At 70.3% G+C, this 20,323-nt stretch carries 17 protein-coding genes; 8 read left to right on the forward strand and 9 right to left on the reverse strand.

Annotated features, from left to right (window positions below; genetic code table 11):
• Nucleotides 1-37 precede the first annotated feature (37 nt).
• The 3 genes from cobT to cobC are packed head-to-tail and all read left to right on the forward strand — an operon-like array spanning nucleotide 38 to nucleotide 2,431.
• Complete coding sequence (cobT, locus tag BCR55_RS11190; protein WP_065494556.1) at nucleotides 38-1,093, forward strand: nicotinate-nucleotide--dimethylbenzimidazole phosphoribosyltransferase; 1,056 nt, start codon at nucleotides 38-40, stop codon at nucleotides 1,091-1,093.
• Nucleotides 1,086-1,859: an adenosylcobinamide-GDP ribazoletransferase gene (locus BCR55_RS11195; RefSeq protein WP_006409915.1), complete on the forward strand. Its 774-nt coding sequence runs from the start codon at nucleotides 1,086-1,088 to the stop codon at nucleotides 1,857-1,859. Before cobT ends, BCR55_RS11195 begins: the two co-directional genes overlap by 8 nt.
• A complete protein-coding gene (gene cobC, locus BCR55_RS11200; RefSeq protein WP_006409914.1) occupies nucleotides 1,844-2,431 on the forward strand; it encodes an alpha-ribazole phosphatase in 588 nt (195 codons plus the stop codon). The genes BCR55_RS11195 and cobC overlap by 16 nt, the downstream gene beginning before the upstream one ends.
• Before the next feature lie 66 nt (nucleotides 2,432-2,497).
• On the opposite strand, the gene BCR55_RS11205 is transcribed toward cobC, so the two are convergent.
• Genes BCR55_RS11205 through cobU form a run of 4 tightly spaced genes read right to left on the reverse strand, consistent with a single transcriptional unit; the run spans nucleotide 2,498 to nucleotide 5,922 of the window.
• Nucleotides 2,498-3,415: a cobalamin-binding protein gene (locus BCR55_RS11205; RefSeq protein WP_006405834.1), complete on the reverse strand. Its 918-nt coding sequence runs from the start codon at nucleotides 3,413-3,415 to the stop codon at nucleotides 2,498-2,500.
• Complete coding sequence (cobD, locus tag BCR55_RS11210) at nucleotides 3,412-4,431, reverse strand: threonine-phosphate decarboxylase CobD (protein WP_065494557.1); 1,020 nt, start codon at nucleotides 4,429-4,431, stop codon at nucleotides 3,412-3,414. The genes BCR55_RS11205 and cobD overlap by 4 nt, the downstream gene beginning before the upstream one ends.
• Nucleotides 4,424-5,368 carry an adenosylcobinamide-phosphate synthase CbiB gene (cbiB, locus tag BCR55_RS11215; RefSeq protein WP_065494558.1) on the reverse strand — a complete coding sequence of 315 codons (945 nt, stop codon included), beginning with the start codon at nucleotides 5,366-5,368 and terminating at the stop codon, nucleotides 4,424-4,426. Before cbiB ends, cobD begins: the two co-directional genes overlap by 8 nt.
• Nucleotides 5,362-5,922, reverse strand: coding sequence for a bifunctional adenosylcobinamide kinase/adenosylcobinamide-phosphate guanylyltransferase (gene cobU / locus BCR55_RS11220; protein WP_065494559.1), 561 nt, complete (start codon nucleotides 5,920-5,922; stop codon nucleotides 5,362-5,364). Before cobU ends, cbiB begins: the two co-directional genes overlap by 7 nt.
• A gap of 77 nt (nucleotides 5,923-5,999) precedes the next feature.
• Here cobU and BCR55_RS11225 point away from each other — a divergent pair, with 77 nt between their 5' ends.
• The 3 genes from BCR55_RS11225 to BCR55_RS11235 all read left to right on the forward strand — a co-directional run bounded on the left by BCR55_RS11225 (nucleotide 6,000) and on the right by BCR55_RS11235 (nucleotide 9,226).
• On the forward strand, nucleotides 6,000-7,505 hold the full coding sequence (locus BCR55_RS11225) for a cobyric acid synthase (RefSeq protein ID WP_065494560.1): 1,506 nt from the start codon (nucleotides 6,000-6,002) through the stop codon (nucleotides 7,503-7,505).
• 494 nt (nucleotides 7,506-7,999) lie between these two features.
• Nucleotides 8,000-8,413: a DoxX family protein gene (locus BCR55_RS11230; RefSeq protein ID WP_065494561.1), complete on the forward strand. Its 414-nt coding sequence runs from the start codon at nucleotides 8,000-8,002 to the stop codon at nucleotides 8,411-8,413.
• A 153-nt stretch (nucleotides 8,414-8,566) separates the two neighbouring features.
• On the forward strand, nucleotides 8,567-9,226 hold the full coding sequence (locus BCR55_RS11235; protein ID WP_006398604.1) for a ParA family protein: 660 nt from the start codon (nucleotides 8,567-8,569) through the stop codon (nucleotides 9,224-9,226).
• A 108-nt stretch (nucleotides 9,227-9,334) separates the two neighbouring features.
• On the opposite strand, the gene panD is transcribed toward BCR55_RS11235, so the two are convergent.
• From panD to BCR55_RS11255, 4 genes are all read right to left on the reverse strand, one after another.
• A complete protein-coding gene (gene panD, locus BCR55_RS11240) occupies nucleotides 9,335-9,721 on the reverse strand; it encodes an aspartate 1-decarboxylase (protein ID WP_006398605.1) in 387 nt (128 codons plus the stop codon).
• A 41-nt stretch (nucleotides 9,722-9,762) separates the two neighbouring features.
• On the reverse strand, nucleotides 9,763-10,602 hold the full coding sequence (gene panC / locus BCR55_RS11245; protein ID WP_006410543.1) for a pantoate--beta-alanine ligase: 840 nt from the start codon (nucleotides 10,600-10,602) through the stop codon (nucleotides 9,763-9,765).
• Between the two features lie 185 nt (nucleotides 10,603-10,787).
• The gene (locus tag BCR55_RS11250; RefSeq protein WP_006398607.1) at nucleotides 10,788-11,660 is read right to left on the reverse strand and encodes a ScpA family protein; all 873 of its coding nucleotides are present in this window, start codon (nucleotides 11,658-11,660) and stop codon (nucleotides 10,788-10,790) included.
• Nucleotides 11,661-11,664: 4 nt separating this feature from the next.
• Nucleotides 11,665-11,853, reverse strand: a complete 189-nt coding sequence (locus tag BCR55_RS11255) for a DUF3460 family protein (RefSeq protein ID WP_006398608.1) — start codon at nucleotides 11,851-11,853, stop codon at nucleotides 11,665-11,667.
• Between the two features lie 253 nt (nucleotides 11,854-12,106).
• Between BCR55_RS11255 and BCR55_RS11260 the strand changes: the two genes are divergently transcribed.
• Complete coding sequence (locus tag BCR55_RS11260; protein ID WP_065494562.1) at nucleotides 12,107-13,924, forward strand: autotransporter assembly complex family protein; 1,818 nt, start codon at nucleotides 12,107-12,109, stop codon at nucleotides 13,922-13,924.
• A 28-nt stretch (nucleotides 13,925-13,952) separates the two neighbouring features.
• Nucleotides 13,953-17,993: a translocation/assembly module TamB domain-containing protein gene (locus BCR55_RS11265; protein WP_065494563.1), complete on the forward strand. Its 4,041-nt coding sequence runs from the start codon at nucleotides 13,953-13,955 to the stop codon at nucleotides 17,991-17,993.
• Between the two features lie 89 nt (nucleotides 17,994-18,082).
• On the opposite strand, the gene metG is transcribed toward BCR55_RS11265, so the two are convergent.
• Nucleotides 18,083-20,266, reverse strand: a complete 2,184-nt coding sequence (metG, locus tag BCR55_RS11270) for a methionine--tRNA ligase (RefSeq protein ID WP_065494564.1) — start codon at nucleotides 20,264-20,266, stop codon at nucleotides 18,083-18,085.
• Nucleotides 20,267-20,323 lie beyond the last annotated feature (57 nt).

A 20,323-nucleotide genomic window follows, 5' to 3' on the forward strand; every position in this document is an offset into this window, starting at 1 on the left:
CGTACGGCGCAAGCCGCGCCGACGAGGCTTCCTTTCGATGACCACTCCGACCGAATTCCTTCCGCCGATCGCGCCGCTCGACGATGCGCTGCGCAAGCGCCTGCAGCACGTGATCGACCACAAGACGAAGCCGCCCGGCAGTCTCGGCCAGCTCGAGGCGCTCGCGTTGCAGATCGGGCTGATCCAGCGCACCGAGCAGCCGCGCGTGCAGCGCCCGGCGATGATCGTGTTCGCCGGCGATCACGGGATCGCGGTCGAAGGCGTGAGCCCGTATCCGCAAGCGGTGACCGCGCAGATGGTCGCCAACTTTCTCGCCGGCGGCGCGGCGATCAATGCGTTCTCGGGCGTCGCGCAAAGCGAGCTCGAGATCGTCGATGCGGGCGTCGCGTCGTCGTTGCCGGCGTCCGAGCGGCTCGTGTCGCTGCCGATCGGCCGCGGCACGCGCAATTTCGCGGTCGAGCCGGCGATGACGCGCGACGACGCGATGGCGGCGCTCGCGGCCGGCGCGGCGCGCGTGCGTCATCACGCGGCGCTCGGCACGAACGTGATCGGCTTCGGCGAGATGGGGATCGCGAACACGTCGGCGGCCGCGTGCCTGATGAGCCGGCTGCTCGATGTGCCGATCGACGCGTGCGTCGGCCGCGGCACGGGTCTCGACGATCAGGGTCTCGCGCACAAGCGCGCGGTACTTGCGCGTGCGCTCGCGCGGCACTCGCACGCGATTGCGCCGCTCGACGTGCTCGCGACGTTCGGCGGTTTCGAGATCGCGATGATGACGGGCGCGTACCTCGCGGCCGCGAGCGAGCGGATGACGATCCTCGTCGACGGCTTCATCTCGACGTCCGCGCTGCTCGTCGCCGAGCGGCTCGCGCCGGGCGTGCGCGACTACTGCGTGTTCTCGCACGCATCGCACGAGGCGGGCCACCGGCGGATGCTCGAGCATTTCGGCGCGAAGCCGCTGCTCGCGCTCGACCTGCGGCTCGGCGAAGGGACGGGTGCCGCGCTCGCGCTGCCGCTCGTGCGCGCGGCCGCCGCGTTTCTCGCCGAGATGGCGAGCTTCGAATCCGCGGGCGTCGACAATCGTGATGCGTGAGCCGGCCCGCGGCGTGCGCGCGGAAGTGCGGTACTTCTTCGTCGCGCTCGGCTATTTCACGCGCGTGCCGGTGCCGAAGGCGATCGGCTACGCGGCCGGCGATCTCGACCAGGCCGCGCGCTATTTCCCGCTCGTCGGCGCCTGCGTCGGCGCATGGGGTGCGCTCGTCTATCTCGCTGCGCTGCGCGTGCTGCCCGCGTCGATCGCCGTCGGGCTGTCGATGGCCGCGACCCTGCTCGCGACGGGCGCGTTTCACGAGGACGGTCTCGCCGACAGCTGCGACGCGTTCGGCGGCGGCTATACGCGCGACGACGTGCTGCGCATCATGCACGACTCGCGGATCGGCACGTTCGGCGCGGTCGCGCTGATCGTCGCGCTCGGCCTGAAGTGGCAGGCGCTGGCCGCGATGCCGCCGCTGCGCGCGGCGTGGACGATGATCGCCGCGCATGCGGCGAGCCGCGCGGCGGCCGTGAGCCTGCTGCTGTCGCTCGACTACGTGCGGCCCGAAGGCAAGGCGAAGCCGGTCGCGCAGCGGATGAACGCGCGCGCGGCGTGCATGGCGGCCGCATTCGGTCTGCCGTGGCTGTTCTGGCCGGACTGGCGCGCGGGCGTCGCGGCGCTCGTCGCACTCGCGCTCGTGCGCGCGTGTGCGGCGCGCTATTTCGTGAAGCGGATCGGCGGCTATACGGGCGACTGTCTCGGCTTCGCGCAGCAGGCGAGCGAGCTCGCGATCTATCTGGTGATGCTCGGATGGATGTCGTCCTGATCCGTCATCCGGCCGTCGCGGTCGCGTCGGGGGTCTGCTACGGACGCACCGACGTGCCGCTGGCCGGTTCTGCCGACGCGGCCGCGCGCCTGCTGCACGATCGGCTGACCGCGCTCGGCGCGCCGCTGCCCGCGTGCATCGGCACGAGTCCGCTCACGCGCTGCGCGACGGTCGCCGACCGGCTCGCGCACATGTGCGGCGTGCCGTGCGAACGCGACGCCGGCTGGCAGGAACTCGATTTCGGCGCGTGGGAAATGCAGCGCTGGAACGACATCGATCGTGCGGCGCTCGATGCATGGGCTGCCGATCTGATGCATGCGCGTGCGCACGGCGGCGAAAGCGTCGCGCAGTTTGCCGCACGCGTCGTGCAGCGCGCGGACGCGATCGCGCGGCTCGGCGTCCCGCAATGGATCGTCACGCATGCGGGCGTGATTCGCGCGTTCGCGGCCCATGTGCTGCGCGTGCCGCTCGACACGCTGCTCGCGCGGCCCGTGCCGACGGGCGGTGTCGTCTGGCTGCGAGCGGACGATGGCGGCGATGCGTGGGACGTCGTGCAATGGGACGACGCGTAGCGCGGTATCGGCACGGCATGCGCCGGTTCACGCGCCGGCGCGCAGAACGGCGGCCGCGATCGTCTTTCAGTGCGCCGGCCGGCGCGCGCGTGCAGCATCGAGGTCGGTACAGAGCGCGGCTGCGCCGTCCGCGATGCGCGGCGCGGGTCGCGTCAGCAGATCGCCGTCGATCGCGAACAGGTTGTTGCGCGCGACGGCCGTCATCGCGGGCCATGCACGCCAGCGTTCGAGGCTCGGCAGCGCCTGGTCCGAGCGCGTCGCGCCGCCGCTCGTCGTCACGATCGCTTCCGGATTCGCGGCAAGCACCGCTTCGTCGGTGACGGTCGGCACGAGCGGCTTCAACGACGCGAACACGTTGCGGCCGCCGCACAGCGCGATCACGTCGCTGATCAGATGCGTGCCGTTCAGCGTCATCAGAGGGCGGTCCCATGCCTGGAAGAACACCGTGACGGGCGCGCGCGCCGCGTAGCGTGCGCGCAGGGCCGCGATATCGCGCTCGAACGACGCGGCCGCCGCATCGGCGGCCGGCTGCGTGCCGAGCAGCGTGCCGAGCCGGCGCAGCGACGACGCGATGTCGTCCAGATGCTTCGGATCGCTGAAGAAGAGCGGAATGTGCAGTGCACGCAGCGCATCGGTCTGTCGCTCGGCATTGCCGTGCCGCCAGACGACGATCAGGTCCGGCCGCAGCGCGGCGATCCGCTCGAGGTCGAGCGCCTTGTTGTCGCCGACGCGCGGCACCGACTTCGCGGCCGGCGGGTAATCGCTGTACGTGACGGTGCCGACGAGCTTGGCGCCGCCGCCGGCCGCGTACAGGAGTTCGGTCACGTGCGGCGCGAGGCTGATCACGCGTTGCGCGGGCGCGGACAGCGTGACGGTCAGGCCGGCGTCGTCGCGTGCGCTGACGTCCGCGTGTGCGAGCGGCGCGTGGGCGAGCAGCGCGAGCATGGCTGCGGACAGCAGCGGGCGCAACGAGCGGGTGTTCATGCCGATGCGCGCTCCAGCGTCGGCACGCATTGCGCGAGCGCGTCGGCGATGCGCTGCCATTCGGCTTCGCTGCCCGGCAGCCCGATGCGCACGCTCGACGGTTGCGCGAAGTAGCGCGTCCAGATGCCGCGCGTCGCGAGCGCCGCATGCAGCGCCGCCGCGCGCGCGTCGTCGGTCCAGCTGTACAGCGGCGTCGCGCGCACCGCGAAGCCGTGCGCGCGCAGCAGCGCGGCGAGTCGTGCGCCGTCGGCCGCGAGCCGTTCGCGCGCGGCGGCCTGCCAGGCGCGATCGGCGAACGCGGCGGCGACCGCGTGGCGCGCGGGACCGCCGACCGTCCACGCGCCGAGCAGGGCGCGCAGCGCGCCGATTTGCGCGGGGTGTGCGAGCACGAAGCCCGCGCGGATGCCGGCGAGACCGAAGAACTTGCCGACCGAGCGCAGCACGACGAGACCGAGCCGATCGGTGTAGGGCGCGAGCGAATCGACCGCGCCGGTATCGGCAAACGCTTCGTCGACGATCAGCGTGCCGCCGCGCGCAGCGAGCTGCGCATGCCAGCCGAGCAGGCGCCCGACGGAAACCGATTCGGCGGTCGGATTGTTCGGGTTGCCGACGATCGCATGGCGCAGCGTGGCCGGCAGTGCGTCGGCGGCGATGTCGAGCGGCACGACGCGATGGCCGTGCCGCGCGAACGCGGGCGCATATTCGCCGTATGCGAGCGGTGCGACGCCGGCGTCGCCGGGCGGCAGCAGCGCAGGCAGCGCACGGATCGCGGCCTGGCTGCCGGCGACGGGCAGCACGTGCGCATCGTCGCGCACGCCGTAGTAGCGCGCGGCGCAGCCGGCGAGGCCATCGCCGTCGTCGGGCAGCCGCCGCCATGCGTCGGCCGGCACCGGCGGCACCGGGTAGCCGACCGGGTTGATGCCGGTCGACAGGTCGAGCCATGCCTCGTAGGGAATGCCGTAGCGGCGCGCGGCTTCGTGCAGATTGCCGCCGTGCGCGATCGGAGTATCAGACATGATGAGCGGCCATGACGAGCGCGGCGCTCGCGACGAGCAGCGCGAGCCACAGTGCGAGCGTGCGCGTGACGAGCGAGAGCGCGGCGACGACGTGCGCCGCCGTCGCGTGCGCGCCGGTACCGAGCGCGGGGCGATCCTCGAGCGCGCCGTGATAGACGGCCGGGCCGCCGAGCCGCACGTTCAGGCTGCCGGCGCCGGCCGCCATCACGGGGCCCGCGTTGGGGCTGTCCCAGCGGTGCGCCTGCGTGCGCCAGCAGCGCCACGCGGCGGCCGTGTCGCCGAGCAGCGCGTAGCTCGCCGCGGTCAGACGCGCGGGGATCCAGTTCAGCGCGTCGTCGATGCGGGCGGCGGCCCAGCCGAACGTGGCGAAGCGCGGCGTGCGGTAGCCCCACATCGCGTCGAGCGTGTTCGCGAGGCGGAACAGCAATGCGCCCGGGCCGCCGGCGACGACGAACCAGAACAGCGCGCCGAAGATCGCATCATTGCCGTTTTCGAGCGCCGATTCGACGGCCGCACGCGACAGCGCTTCTTCGTCGGCCGCACTCGTGTCGCGCGACACGATGCGCGCGGTCAGCGTGCGCGCCGCGTCGAGGTCGCGGCGCAGCAGCGCGGCGGCGATCGGCGCGACGTGTTCGGCGAGGCTCTTCGCGCCGAGCGCGAACCAGAGCAGCGCGACGTGCAGCGCGGCCGCGAGCGGCCACGGCAGTGCGGCCGCGAGCAGGACGGCGAGCGCGACCGGCGGCACGACGGCCGCCGCCCATGCGGCCACGCCGGCGATGCGGCCGCGCCGGCCGGTGTTCAGCGCGGCCTCGATGCGTGCCGCGAGCCGTCCGAACGCGACGAGCGGATGCCAGCCGGCCGGCTCGCCGAATACGCGGTCGACGAACGCGGCCGCGACCGCGAGCATCGCGACGATCGGCAGCGACAGCATCAGCATGTCGGCGCTCCCGGCTTGATGTCGAGCGGCAGGCCCGCGACGAGCAGCGTCACGCGCGTCGCGAGCGCCGCGATGCGCTGGTTCAGCCGCCCGAGTTCGTCGACGTAGCGGCGCGTGACCGAGCCGAGCGGTACGACGCCGAGGCCGATCTCGTTGCTGACCACGATCACCTTCGCGCGCGCGCCGCGCAGTGCCGCGTCGAGCGCATCGACGTGCGCCGCGTAGCGTGCCGCGTCGAGCGGTTCGCCGTCGGCCGGGCACAGCAGGTTCGCGAGCCACAGCGTCAGGCAGTCGACGAGCAGGCATGCGCGCGGATCGTCGAGTTGCGCGAGCGTCTCGGCGAGCGCGACCGGCGCATCGGCGAAGCCCCAGTCCGCGGGCCGGCGCGCGCGATGGTGCGCGATGCGGCTCGCGAATTCGGCATCGTCGTCCGTCGCGGCGGCCGTCGCGATGTAGGTGACGGGGCGGCCGCTGTCGGCGGCGAGCCGTTCGGCGTAGGCGCTCTTGCCCGAGCGCGCGCCGCCGAGAACGAAGGTGAGGTCGTGCGGAATCATCGCGTGATTGTAACGGCGCCGCGCGTCGCGACGCGGGCGATAATGCCGCCTTTGCGTCGCTCCGGATTTTTCTCACGATGAATGCACCCGACCTGCTGCCGCGCGGCACGCTGATGATCCAGGGCACGACGTCCGACGCGGGCAAGAGCACGCTCGTCGCGGGCCTGTGCCGCCTTGCGCGCCGCGCCGGCGTGCGCGTCGCGCCGTTCAAGCCGCAGAACATGGCGCTCAACAGCGCGGTCACGGCCGACGGCGGCGAGATCGGCCGCGCGCAGGCGCTGCAGGCGCTGGCCGCCGGCGTCGCGCCGCATACGGATTTCAATCCGGTGCTGCTGAAGCCGACCAGCGATCGCGGCGCGCAGGTAATCATCCACGGCAAGGCGCGCGCGAACCTGAACGCGCGCGCGTATCACGACTACAAGCCGGTCGCGTTCGATGCGGTGCTCGAATCGTACGCGCGGTTGCGCTCGCGTTACGACGCGGTGATCGTCGAAGGTGCCGGCAGCCCGGCCGAGATCAACCTGCGCGAAGGCGACATCGCGAACATGGGCTTTGCCGAGCGCGTCGACTGTCCGGTCGTGCTGGTCGCCGACATCGACCGCGGCGGCGTGTTCGCGCATCTCGTCGGCACGCTCGCATGCCTGTCGGACAGCGAGCGCGCGCGCGTGCGCGGCTTCGTGATCAACCGCTTCCGCGGCGATATCGCGCTGCTGGAGCCGGGCCTCGACTGGCTGCGCGCGCAGACGGGCAAGCCGGTGATCGGCGTGCTGCCGTATCTGCACGGGCTGCTGCTCGATGCTGAGGACATGCTGCCCGCGCAGGCGCGCAGCGCGGCCGCGCGCAGCGACGCGGGCGTGCTGCGCGTCGTCGTGCCGGCGCTGCCGCGCATCAGCAATCACACCGACTTCGATCCGCTGCGCGCGCATCCGCAGGTCGAATTCACGTACTGGAAAAGCGGCCCCGTGCCGAACGCCGACCTGCTGATCCTGCCCGGCTCGAAGAGCGTGCAGCGCGATCTCGCGTGGCTGCGCGAGGCGGGCTGGGAAGCGGTCATCCAGCGCCATCTGCGCTACGGCGGCAAGGTGATCGGCATCTGCGGCGGGATGCAGATGCTCGGCCGCACGCTCGACGATCCGCTCGGCCTCGAAGGCGCGCCCGGCAGCGTGCCGGGGCTTGGGCTGCTCGATTTCGCGACGACGCTGCAGCCCGACAAGACGCTGAAGAACGTGACCGGGCGCCTCGCGCTGCCGGGCGCCGCCGCGGTACACGGCTACGAAATCCATATGGGCGACACGCGCGGGCCCGCGCTCGCGTCGCCGGCCCTCGAGCTGGCGGAAGACGGCGCAGCGGCTGGTGGTATGCGTGCGGACGGCGCGCTGTCGGCGGACGGGCAGATTCTCGCGACCTACGTGCACGGGCTGTTCGACGCGCCGGACGCATGCACGGCGCTGCTCGCGTGGGCCGGGCTCGACCGCGCCGAACGGATCGATTATCCGGCGCTGCGCGAGGCGTCGCTGGAGCGGCTCGCGGACACGTTCGCCGCGCATCTGGACCTCGGCGCGCTGTACGCGGCGTTTCGCTGAGTCGCGCGGCGGCGGGCGGGAGTGGGGCTCGGAGCGGCCTAGCTTGGCTCGGTGCGGCTTGTCCCGGCTCGGCGTGGTTGGCTTGGCTCAGCCCCGCTCGGCTTGGCTTGGCTCGGCTTGGCTTGGCTTGGCTTGGCTTGGCTTGGCTTGGCTCGGCTTGGCTCGGCTTGGCTCGGCTCGGCTCGGCTCGGCTCGGCTCGGCTCGGCTCGGCTCGGCTCGGCTCGGCTTGGCTTGGCTTGGCTTGGCTTGGCCCGGCCCGGCCCGGCCTGGCCCCGCCCGGCGAGCCTCGGCGAGGCCCGGCGAGGCCCGGCGAGCGGCGGCTCGCGGCTCTGACTCGTGACTCACGGCTCATGGCTCATGGCTCATGCCCCGTGGCACCTGCCTCGATTAATTCCCATTGAGAACGAGTGAAAGCGAAACGGCGTGTTTATCCGAGAAATCGCTTCGAATAGAGTGCGATCCATTCGATCACTCACTCTCACAGGAACCCGCCATGAATTCCGATCGCCTGAACGATTTCGCCGCGACGCTGCTGCGTGTCGCACTCGGTGTGCTGTATCTCGCGCACGTCGCGCAAAAGGTATTCGTCTTCACGCTGCCCGGCACCGCGCAGTTTTTCGCGTCGATCGGCCTGCCGGGCTGGCTCGCCTATCTGACGACGCTCGTCGAGCTCGTGGGCGGCCTCGCGCTGCTCGCCGGCGTGCGCGTGCGGCTCGCCGCGCTCGTGCTGCTGCCGTTCATGCTCGGCGCGGTCTCGGCGCATCTGCCGAACGGCTGGAGTTTCGGCGCGCCGCACGGCGGCTGGGAATACCCGGCGTTCTGGGCGGTGACGCTCGTCGTGCAGGCGCTGCTCGGCGGCGGCGCGTTCGCGCTCGGCGCAGCGGGCGCCGAACCGCGACGCGCGTAAGCGACATAGGGAAGGCGTACCGGCCGCGCACGGCAGCGGATCGGTGCAACCCGTTTCGGCGATACCCGTTTTACCGATATCATCGCTCCCTGTATCCGCAATGAGCGGCGCCGGCCATGCAGCCGGCGCCGCGCGGCTTTTTCGGGGGAATTCATGACGGTCATCGTGGTGGCGAATCCGAAGGGCGGCGTCGGCAAGAGCACGCTGTCCACCAACCTTGCCGGTTATTTCGCGGCGCAGGGCGCGTGGGTCGCGCTGGCCGATCTCGACCGGCAGCAGTCCGCGCATGCGTGGCTCGACCTGCGGCCGGCCGGGCTGCCGACGATCGAGGCGTGGAATCTCGACCCGGACGCGCCGTCGAAGCCGCCGCGCGGCCTCGAATACGCGGTCATCGACACGCCGGCCGGCCTGCACGGCACGCGGCTGAACGTCGCGCTGCAGCTGGCCGACAAGGTCATCGTGCCGTTGCAGCCGTCGATGTTCGATATTCTCGCGACGCAGCAGTTTCTCGAACGCCTCGCGACCGAGAAGGCCGTACGCAAGGGCAGCGTCGAGGTCGGCATCGTCGGGATGCGCGTCGACGCGCGCACGCGTTCGTCCGACCAGCTGCACCGTTTCGTCGAGGGGCTCGGACTGCCGGTGCTCGGCTACCTGCGCGACACGCAGAACTACGTACAGATCGCCGCGCACGGCCTGACGCTCTGGGACGTCGCGAAAAGCCGCGTCGACAAGGATCTCGAGCAGTGGGGGCCGATCGTCGAATGGGCGGAGCGCAGCGCGGGGAAGGGGGCGAAGGTCGCGAAGGCGTCGTGAATGCCGGCCGGCGGCCCGAGCGCGCAGCGCCGGCCACGGCCAAAAATAAAAAGGGCTGGATGTCCGCGCGTGGCGGAGATCCAGCCCTTCGTCGTTGCGGCGGGCCGCTCAGGTCCAGGTTTGCGTCGGCACGTGATCGCGATGGCCCTTGATCTTGTTGCCTTCGTCGATGAACACGAGTTTCGGCTTCCAGCCGGCCTGCAGTTCGGCCTCCTCGACCATCGCGAACGCGGCGATGATGACCAGATCGCCGAGCTGCGCGCGGCGCGCAGCCGAGCCGTTCAGCGAGATCATCCCGCTGCCGCGCTCGCCCTTGATCGCGTACGTCGAGAACCGCTCGCCGTTGTTGATGTTCCAGATGTCGATCCGCTCGTTTTCGACGATGTTCGCCGCTTCGAGCAGGTCTTCGTCGATCGCGCACGAGCCTTCGTAGTGCAGCTCGCAGTGCGTGACGGCCGCGCGATGGATTTTCGATTTGAGCATGTGGCGCTGCATGATGTCTCCGTGATGCGTCGTGACGGGGCGCTCGGCGGCCGTCAGATTTCCAGGTTGTCGATGAGGCGCGTCGCGCCGAGCTTCGCGGCTGCGAGCACGACGAGCGGCTCGCCGGCGTCGAGTTCGGCGGCGTTCGGTGCGATCAGGTTCGCACGGCGGCGGATCGAGATGTAGTCGGGCGCCCAGCCGCGGTCCGCGAGATGGGTGCGCGCGTCGTGCTCGAGCTTGCCGAGGTCGCGTTCGCCGGCCAGCACGCGCTCGCGCACGCGCTGCAGCGTGCGCGCGAGTTCCGGCGCTTCGCTGCGCTCGGCGTCCGACAGATAGCGGTTGCGCGACGACAGCGCGAGGCCGTCCGTGTCGCGCACGGTCTCGGCTGCGACGATGTCGACCGGCAGCGCGAGTTGCTGGCACATGCGCCGCACGATCATCAGCTGCTGATAGTCCTTCTTGCCGAACACGGCCACGCGCGGCTGCACGCAGGCCATCAGCTTGGCGACGACCGTGCAGACGCCCGTGAAGAAGCCCGGCCGGAACTCGCCTTCGAGAATGCCGCCGAGATCGTCCGGCGGCTGCACGCGGTATTCCTGCGGTTCCGGATACATGTCGCGCTCGGTCGGCGCGAACAGCACGTAGACGTTTTCCTTCTGCAGCTTCTCGATGTCGTCCTGGAGCGTGCGCGGATACTTGTCGAAATCCTCGTTCGGACCGAACTGCAGGCGGTTGACGAAAATGCTCGCCACGACCGGATCGCCGTGCTGGCGCGCGAGGCGCATCAGCGACAGATGGCCTTCGTGCAGATTGCCCATCGTCGGCACGAACGCCGTGCGGTTCTGGCCGCGCAGCTGGTCGCGCAGTTCCTGGATCGAGCTGATGACTTTCATGATCGGGTAGCGAATTCCTCGCGCGTGCGCGCGTTGCCGCCGCGGCAGGCGGCGTCGGGGTCGGAGTGAAACGCGCCCGCGCGCAGACCACGCGGCGGGCGTCGGCGGATTGTAGTGGATTTGGCCGGCGGACGCACCGAAAAGGGAACGGTCGTTCTATTTCGCCGATCGCGGCCGGCCGCGCGTTATGCGGGCAGGTACGCGAGGCGCACGTAGATCGGCGCGAACGGCTCGGCCTGCGTGATTTCGACGAGCGATTCGCGCGCGAGCTCGAGCATCGCGATGAAGTTGACGACGACGACCGGCACGCCGCGCGACGTGTCGAACAGATCCGCGAACTCCATGAAGCGCGCGTTCTGCAGCCGGCGCAGGATCAGGCTCATGTGTTCGCGAACGGACAGTTCCTCGCGGGAAATCTTGTGATGCTGGACGAGCTTCGCGCGCTTGAGCACGTCGGCCCAGGCGGCGCGCAGGTCGTCCGCGTTCACGTCCGGGAAGCGCGGCGTGATGCTCTGCTCGATGTAGACCTCGGCGCGCAGGAAGTCGCGGCCGAGCTGCGGCAACTGGTCGAGGCGCTGCGCGGCGAGCTTCATCTGCTCGTACTCGAGCAGCCGGCGCACGAGCTCGGCGCGCGGATCTTCCGCTTCCTCGCCGGTATCGGCCTTCTTCACCGGCAGCAGCATGCGCGACTTGATCTCGATCAGCATCGCGGCCATCAGCAGATATTCGGCGGCCAGTTCGAGATTCGACGCGCGGATCTGGTCGACGTAGCCGAGATACTGCGCGGTGACCTGCGCCATCGGGATGTCGAGCACGTTGAAGTTCTGCTTGCGGATCAGGTACAGCAGCAGATCGAGCGGGCCTTCGAACGCTTCGAGGAACACCTCGAGCGCATCGGGCGGGATGTAGAGATCCTGCGGCAGCTTGAACAACGGCTCGCCGTACAGGCGAGCGAACGCCGCGACGCCGTCGACCGTGTCGGGCGTCGAATCGGCACCCGCGGGCGCGGCGACCGCGTCGTCCTCGCGAGCGGCGCTGGCCTCGTCGGCGGTGCTCACGTCGTCAGAAGTTCTGGTAGTAGACGTACGGCGTTTGCTTCACGCGCGACTGCTGCTGCTCGGCGCGCTCGTCGAGGTCGATCGGCTGCTTGTCCCACAGCAGCGCGCGGCCCTTGCGCTGCTCTTCTTCGAGCGTCGGCTTCTGCTGCTTGAGCTGGTTCAGGAATTGCGTGACGTCGGACTGGTACGGCATGGCTTGGCTTTCCGTTGGCATGGCGCACGACGCGCCGGGTTCTGCGATGGCGGGATTTTACCGCATCGCGGGGAACAGCCGGCGTCAATCGCGCGTCGAATCGGCGGGCCGGCGCCCGGTGCGCGGCGTCCGGCGGCGCGCACCGGGCGTTGCGCCCAAGCATCAAAGCGGCGTCCGCGCGGGCGCGGCCGCTACCCTGTGGTCAAATACAGGGTTTTCCATGAAATCGTGACAACCGAGGGCGAGGTCATATTTGGCGGGGCACGCGAACCAGCAACGACTTCCGGCGCATGACGCGGCCCGCCGCGCCTCGCGCGATCCGGCACCGCGCCGCGCCGGCGCAACCGCGCGCGCCGCGCTCGCAGGCTGTCTCGTCGCCTGTTTCGCGCTGCCGGCGCAGGCGAAGTACCAGGTCGACATCGACGCGCCGCGCGCCATCCGCAAGCTGCTGAGCGCGCATCTCGACATCGCGCGCTTCGCGAAGCGCGACGACATCACCGACGACCAGTTCGACTTCCTCGTCACCGCGACGCCGCAGCAGGTGCGCGACCTGACCGCGACGGCCGGCTATTTCTCGCCGGTCGTGCGCACCGACGTGCGCACGCGCGACGGCAAGCGCGACGTGCGCGTCGCCGTCGATCCGGGACCGCAGACGTTCGTGTCGTCGGTCGACCTGACGTTCAAGGGACCCGTCGACACCGAAGATCCGAAGCAGGAGGCCGCCACGCGTTTCGCGTTCTCGCTGAAGACGGGCGACCCGTTTACGCAGTCCGACTGGGACGGCGCCAAGAACGCGGCGCTGCGGCAGCTGCAGTCGCGCCGCTACCTCGGCGCGAAGATCGTGTCGTCCGAAGCGCGGATCGACCCGCGCACGCAGCGCGCGGCGCTCGCGGTCACGTTCGACAGCGGCCCGACGTTTACGATCGGCAAGGTCGACGTCGACGGCGTGCGCCGCTATCCGGAGCGGATCGTCACGAACGTGAATCCGCTGTCCGAAGGCGAGATCTACGACGTGCAGCGGATCAACGAACTGCAGCGGCAGCTGCAGAACACGCCGTACTACGCGAGCGTCGCGATCGACGTCGGCGACGACGTCAGCAAGCCCGAGCGCACGCCCGTACACGTGAAGGTCAGCGAGTTTCCGTACAACAGCATACGCGGCGGCGTCGGCTACGCGACCGATACGGGCCCGCACGTGCAGGGCTCGTACACATACCTCAACACGTTCGGCGCCGCGTGGCCGCTCACCGTATCGGGCCGGCTCGACCAGATCCAGCAGTACGGGCAGATCCAGCTGTCGATGCCGCCGGGAGAACGCGGCTGGACCAACAGCGTGCTCGCGTCGTACACGAACACCAACGTGTCGGACACGCGCATCTACAGTGCGCGCGTCGGTGCGCAGCGGACGCGTACCGGGCAGTTCATCGACTATGCGTACTCGCTGATGTTCTATCAGGACCGGCTCGACCAGAACAGCGCTGGCCCGACCACGAGCCGCGCGCTCGTGCCGCAGTGGGCATGGACGCGCCGCAACGTCGACGATCCGCTGTTTCCGCGCTCGGGCAACCTGATCCATGCGGAGGCCGGCTTCGCGATCAAGGGCGTGCTGACCGACCAGACCTTCATTCGCGGCTATGCGCGCGGCCAGCAGTACGTGCCGATCGGCAAGCGCGACCTGTTCGTGTTCCGCGCCGAGCTCGGCGGCGTATTCACGAGCGGCAGCTCGTCCCAGGTGCCGGCGTCGCTGCTGTTCCGCGCGGGCGGCTCGAACTCGGTGCGCGGCTACGGCTACCAGAGCATCGGCAATAGCGTCGACGGCTCGGTGCTGCCGACAAAGTACCTGATGACGGGCACCGCCGAATACCAGCACTGGTTCAACCGCGACTGGGGCGCCGCGACGTTCTTCGACATCGGCACCGCGACCGATGCGTGGGGCGAGAAGGTGTTCTATCCGGGCGTCGGCATCGGCGCGCGCTGGCGCAGCCCGGTCGGCCCGATCAACGTCGACGTCGCGTACGGGCTGCGCAACCGCAGCGTGCGTCCGTACCTGACGCTCGGCATCGCATTCTGAACGAACCGCTACACCGACGACGATCCGCATGACGAAGGACCCGAACGACACGCCGCCGCCCCACGATCCGGATTCGCCCGACGGCGCGCCGGCCGAACCGCCGCGCCCGCGGCGGCGCGGCCGTGCGCTGCGGGTGGCCGGCTGGACGCTCGTGGCGCTCGTGCTGCTCGTCGTGCTCGCACTCGCGCTCGTGTTCGCCGCGGCGACGACCGAGCGCGGCACGCGGCTTGCGTGGCAGACGGCCGTGCGCGTGCTCGGCGGCCGGCTCGCCGGCACGCTGGAGGGCGGCGCGCTCGCGACCGGCGTGCGGCTGCGCGACGTCGCGTGGACGAGCCCCGGCGGCGCGGGCACCGAAGTGCGCGTCGACCGCCTCGACGGCCGCTGGGCACTGACACGCGCGCCGCTGCGGCTGTCGATCGCGTACCTGCGCGCGGGGACGATCGACGTGCGGATCGCGCCGGGCCCGTCGACGCCGAGCGCGGCGCCGCAGGACCTGCGGCTGCCGCTGCAGCTGCGGATCGGCGATCTGCGGATCGATCATCTGGCGATCCACGAAGGCGCCTCGACGACGCAGCTCGATCGCATCGCGCTGAACGGCCGCAGCGACGGCCGCCATCACGAACTGGCGCTCGACAGCATCGATACGCCGTACGGCTCGCTGACCGCGCGTGCGAAGCTCGACGGCATGAAGCCGCTCGCGCTGACGGGCGACGCGACCTATGCGGGCAAGTTCGCCGACGAGCCGATCGATGCGCGCGCGCGCGTGTCGGGCTCGCTCGAGGCGCTGGTCGCCGACGTCGACGCGAGCGGGATGAAGCTCAACGGACGCGCGCACGTCGAGGCCGCGCCGTTCGGCACGGTGCCGCTCACGCGCGCGTCGCTCGCGTTCGATCACGTGAACCCGAAGGCGATTTCGCCGAGCGCGCCGGCCGCCGATCTCGCGGTGCGCGCCGCACTCGAGCCGGTGACGGCGCCGGCCGGTGCCGCACAGCCGCACGGCTTCGCCGTCACGGGGCCGGTGTCGATCGTGAACGCGAAGCCCGGCACGCTCGGCGATCATCTGCTGCCGATCGTCGACGCACACGCGACCGTGCATCTCGATGCGCACGCGCAGCGCATCGACGGACTCGCGCTGAAGCTGATCCGCGACGGGAGCGTGACGGGCGGCGGCACGCTGAGCGGCGGCAAGGGCCGGTTCGATCTGAAGGTCGCAAACCTCGATCTGAACGCGTTCGTCGCCGCGCTGCGGCCGATGCGGCTCGGCGGCCCGCTCGGCGTGACGCTTGCCGGCGACGCGACGACCGTCGATTTCGACCTGACCGATCCGAAGCTCGCGCTCGGCGCGCGCGCGAAGGTCGCGCTGACCGCGCAGCAGACGGTGATCAGCGAGGCGCGCGTGACGGCCGGCAAGGGACGCATCGACCTGACCGGCGCGTTCCGCCACGACGCGCATTCGAGCTACGACGCGAAGGCCACGCTGACCGCGTTCGATCCGCTGCTGCTCGCGGCGGCGAGCGCGCCGAAGGCGGGTGCCGGCACGGCGCCCGCGAAGGGCAAGGCGCCGGCCGGCCGCGGCGACACGCGCGTGAACGGCACGCTGACCGCATCGGGCGCGTTTGCGCCGCAACTGTCGACGAAGGCGACGTTCAAGCTCGGCGACAGCGTCTACGACGGCGTGCCGCTGACCGGCGCGGGCGTCGTGCAGCTCGCGGGCGCGCGCATCCTGCCGAGCAATGCGAATCTGTCGATCGCCGGCAACCGCGTCGATTTGCACGGCAGCTTCGGCGCGCCGGGCGACCGGCTCAATTTCGTCGTCGATGCGCCGCAGCTCGACCGGCTCGGCTTCGGCGTGCAGGGGCTCGTGCAGGCGCAGGGCGATCTGACGGGCAGCTTCGCGCACCCGAACGTGACGGCCACGTACAAGGCCGAGCACGTGGTCGTCGGGTCGAACCGGATCGGCGCCGCGCAGGGCCGCGCGGACATCCGCGACGGCGCGCACGGCGCGCTCGTGTTCACCGCGGACGCGAGCGACATCGCACTCGGCTCGCTGCAGCTGAAGTCGCTGCGCGCGAACCTCGAGGGCACGCGCGCGAAGCATACGTTCGACGCATCGGCGCTCGGCGCCGCCGGCGGCCGCGTGATCGACATGACGCTCGCGGCGAACGGCGGCGTGACCGAGGGCCGCGACGGCATGCGCTGGGACGGCACGGTCACGCGTCTCGCGAACCGCGGCACGCCGGCCGTCGCGCTGCAGACGCCGCTGACCGTGTCGGCCGGCACGGGCCGCGTGACGCTCGGTGCGGCGCGCCTCACGCTCGAAGGTGCGGCGATCGACCTGAAGTCGTTCGTGTTCGACCACGGCCAGATTCGTTCGGCCGGTGCGGTGAGCGGCGCATCGGTCGCGCGTTTCCTCGAAGTGCGCCAGGAACTGACGGGCGAGCGTCCGCCGGTGCGGACCGACGTCGTACTCGATGCCGACTGGGACTTTTCGCTCGGCGCGACCGCGACCGGCTATCTGCAGATGAAGCGTCGCGGCGGCGACGTGACGATCGAGACCGGCCGCGGGATCGCATCGCTCGGGCTGACCGATCTGTCGGCGCGCGCCGCGTTCGGCCCCGGCAACCGCGTGAACGTGACCGCGGCCGCGAAGGCGAACCGGATCGGCACGCTCGATGCGAACGTCGCGGTGCCGCTCGCGCCGCGCGACGGCGTGCTCGCGGTCGCCGACGACGGGCCGCTGTCGGGCCGCATCGACGCCGACATTCCGTCGCTGAAGGCGACCGGCAACCTGTTCGGCCCGAGCTACCTGCTCGGCGGGCGCGCCGCGCTGAAGCTGACGGTCGCCGGCACGCCGGCGAAGCCGAACGTGTCCGGGATGCTGACCGGCGACGATCTCTCGGCGACGCTCGTCGATCAGGGCGTGCAGCTGAAGGACGGCGTCGTGCGCGTGCGGCTCGCGGAAAACCTCGTCGAATTCCAGCAGGTCGAGTTCCACGGCGGCGACGGCACGCTGCGCGCGCTCGGTCGCGTGCGTCTGGACGGCGAAGCGCCGGACCTGACCGCGAGCATCGTCGCGGACAAGCTCGAACTGTTCGCGGCGCCGGACCGCAAGCTGTCGCTGTCCGGCAAGGCGACGGTCGCCAACGACGGGCCGCGCGGCGCGCTGTCGATCGACGGCAAGTTCGTCGTCGATCGCGCGTTGTTCGATCTGCCGGAAGAATCGGCACCGCATCTGTCGGACGACGTCGTGATCGTGCGGCCGGACGGCACGGTGCGCGGCGAAACGCAGACCGGCACCGCGGCCGCGAAGCCGCAAAAGGCCGCGGACAAGCCCGCGCCGTCGCTCGCGCCGCGCGCGAACATCGACATCGGCCTCGGCGACAACTTCCGCTTCAAAGGGCACGGCGCCGATCTCGGCCTGCGCGGCACGATCACCGTGATGAGCGCGCCGGGCGTGCCGCTGCGCGCGATCGGCAACGTGCGCGTGACGGAAGGGTCGACCTACACGTCGTTCGGCCGCAAGCTCGCGATCGAGAACGGCTTCTTCACGTTCAACGGCCCGGTATCGAATCCGGGCGTCAACATTCTCGCGATGCGGCGCAATCAGGAAGTCGAAGCGGGCGTGCAGGTGACGGGCACGATCCAGTCGCCGACGGTCAAGCTCGTGTCGGAGCCGAACGTGACCGACAACGAAAAGCTGTCGTGGCTGCTGTTCGGCCACGGCACCGACCAGGGCAACAACATCGGCCAGCAGAACACGATGACGGCCGCGCTCGCGCTGCTCGGCAGCGCGACCGGCAAGCGCGTCGCGCAGACCTTCGGGCTCGACGAATTCTCGATCGGCCGCAGCGACGTCGGGTTGACCGACCCGCAGGTCGTGCAGATCTCGAAGGCGATCAACGAACGCTTCGTGCTCGGCTACGAGCAGGGGCTGCAGTCGGCGAGCAACGCGTTCAAGGCGACGATCAACCTGACGCGTTTCTGGTCGGTGTCCGCGTACGGCGGCACGTTCCAGGGCGTCGATCTCAACTACACGCGGCGCTTCGACCGCTGGTTCGGGCGGCGCTGAGAACACGCTCGCCGGCCCGCGCTGCTGACCGACGAAAAAAAGCCCCGCACGGGCGGTGCGGGGCGGTTCGGGCGGGCGAGGCGCGCTGCTTACTTCACGCGCATGCCGGGCTTCGCGCCGCTGTGCGGCTCGAGGATATAGAGCCCCGGTTCGGCCTTCTCGTCGGCCGCCGAGGCCGCGAGCACCATCCCTTCGGACAGCCCGAACTTCATCTTGCGCGGCGCGAGGTTCGCGACCATGACCGTCAGCTTGCCGACGAGCTGCTCGGGCTGATACGCGGACTTGATCCCGGAGAACACGTTGCGCGTCTTCTCCTCGCCGACGTCGAGCGTCAGCTGCAGCAGCTTGTCCGATCCTTCGACGGCCTGGCACGCGACGATCTTCGCGATGCGCAGATCGATCTTCGCGAAATCGTCGATCGAGATCGTTGCGTCGTCGGCGCCGTTCGCGGCGGCCGGTTTCCCGGCGACCGGATTCCCGGCGACCGGTTTCGCATCGGCCTTCGCGGCTTTCGCACCTTTCGCGGCCGCGGCGCCCGCACCGCCGGCGGCCGTTGCGTCGGCCTGCAGCGAATCGCGGTTGGCGGCGAGCAGCGCTTCGATCTGCTTCGCGTCGACGCGCGTCATCAGGTGCTGGTAGGCCTTGATCGGCTGCGCGGACGACAGCGGCTTCGCGGCATCGGCCCACGCGAGCGGCGCGATGCCGAAGAACGCCTCGACCGCTTCCGCCACGCGCGGCAGCACGGGCTTGAGCGCGAGCGACAGCAGGCGGAACGCCTCGAGGCTCACGCTGCAGGTTTCGTGCAGCGCGACCGCGTTGGCCGGATCCTTCGCGAGCTCCCACGGCTTGGCGCCGTCGACGTAGGCGTTCACTTCGTCGGCGAGTTCCATCGTGTGGCGCAGCGCGCGGCCGTACTCGCGCGCCTCGTAGTGCGCGGCGATCTGCGGAATCGCTTCGCGCAGCTTCGCGACCAGCGGATGGTTCATCGCGCTGTCCTGCACACGGCCGTCGAAGCGCTTGAGCAGGAAGCCGGCCGCGCGGCTCGCGATGTTCACGTACTTGCCGACCAGGTCGCTGTTCACGCGCGCCTGGAAATCCTCGAGGTTCAGGTCGAGGTCTTCCATCGTTGCGTTCAGCTTCGCGGCGAAGTAGTAGCGCAGCCATTCGGGGTTCAGGCCGGTGTCGATATAGCTCTGCGCGGTGATGAACGTGCCGCGCGACTTCGACATCTTCGCGCCGTCGACGGTCAGGAAGCCGTGCGCGAACACGTTGGTGGGCGTGCGGTGGCCCGAGAACTGCAGCATCGCCGGCCAGAACAGCGTGTGGAAATACAGGATGTCCTTGCCGATGAAGTGGTACTGCTCGGCGCTCGAACCGGCGCGGATCCACGCATCGAAGTCGATGCCGTTGCGATCGCACAGATTCTTGAAGCTCGCGTAGTAGCCGACCGGCGCATCGAGCCACACGTAGAAGTACTTGCCCGGCGCGCCGGGGATCTCGAAGCCGAAATACGGCGCGTCGCGCGAGATGTCCCAGTCGGCGAGCTTGGCTTCGCCGGCGTCGCCGAGCCATTCGCGCATCTTGTTGGTCGCTTCCGGCTGCGCGAGGCCGCTTACCCATTCGCGCAGGAACGTCTCGCAGCGCGGGTCGGACAGGCGGAAGAAGTAGTGCTTCGACGTCTTGCGCACGGGCGTCGCGCCCGACACGACCGAATACGGGTTCAGCAGCTCGGTCGGCAGGTAGGTCGAGCCGCACACTTCGCAGCTGTCGCCGTACTGGTCCTTCGCGTGGCACTTCGGGCACTCGCCCTTGATGAAGCGGTCCGGCAGGAACATTTCCTTGACCGGGTCGTACGCCTGCTCGATCTCGCGCTCGGCGATCAGCCCGTTGTCCTTCAGCGCGAGGTAGATCTTCTCGCTCAGCTGGCGGTTTTCTTCGGAATCGGTCGAGTAGAAGTTGTCGAACGACACGCCGAAGCTGTCGAAGTCGCGCTTGTGCTCGGCCCACACGCGCTCGATCAGCTGCTTCGGGGTCAGGCCTTCCTTCTCGGCGCGCAGCATGACCGGCGTGCCGTGCGTGTCGTCGGCGCCGATGTAGTAGACCTCGTGCCCGTGCATTCGCAGCGTCCGCACCCAGATGTCGGTCTGGATGTACTCGACCAGGTGGCCGATATGGATCTGGCCGTTGGCATAGGGCAGGGCGGACGTAACGAGGATCTGGCGGCGGCCTTGCGGCGCCGCGGCCTGCACGGAAGTGAGGTCGGATGCGGACATAGGGTCTGTAGAGGAACAGCGGAAAACGACGGAAACTGCGATTCTAGCAGGGGCGCG

The organism is Burkholderia sp. CCA53, from assembly GCF_001685525.1.
GTDB classification, from domain to species: Bacteria; Pseudomonadota; Gammaproteobacteria; order Burkholderiales; family Burkholderiaceae; genus Burkholderia; species Burkholderia multivorans.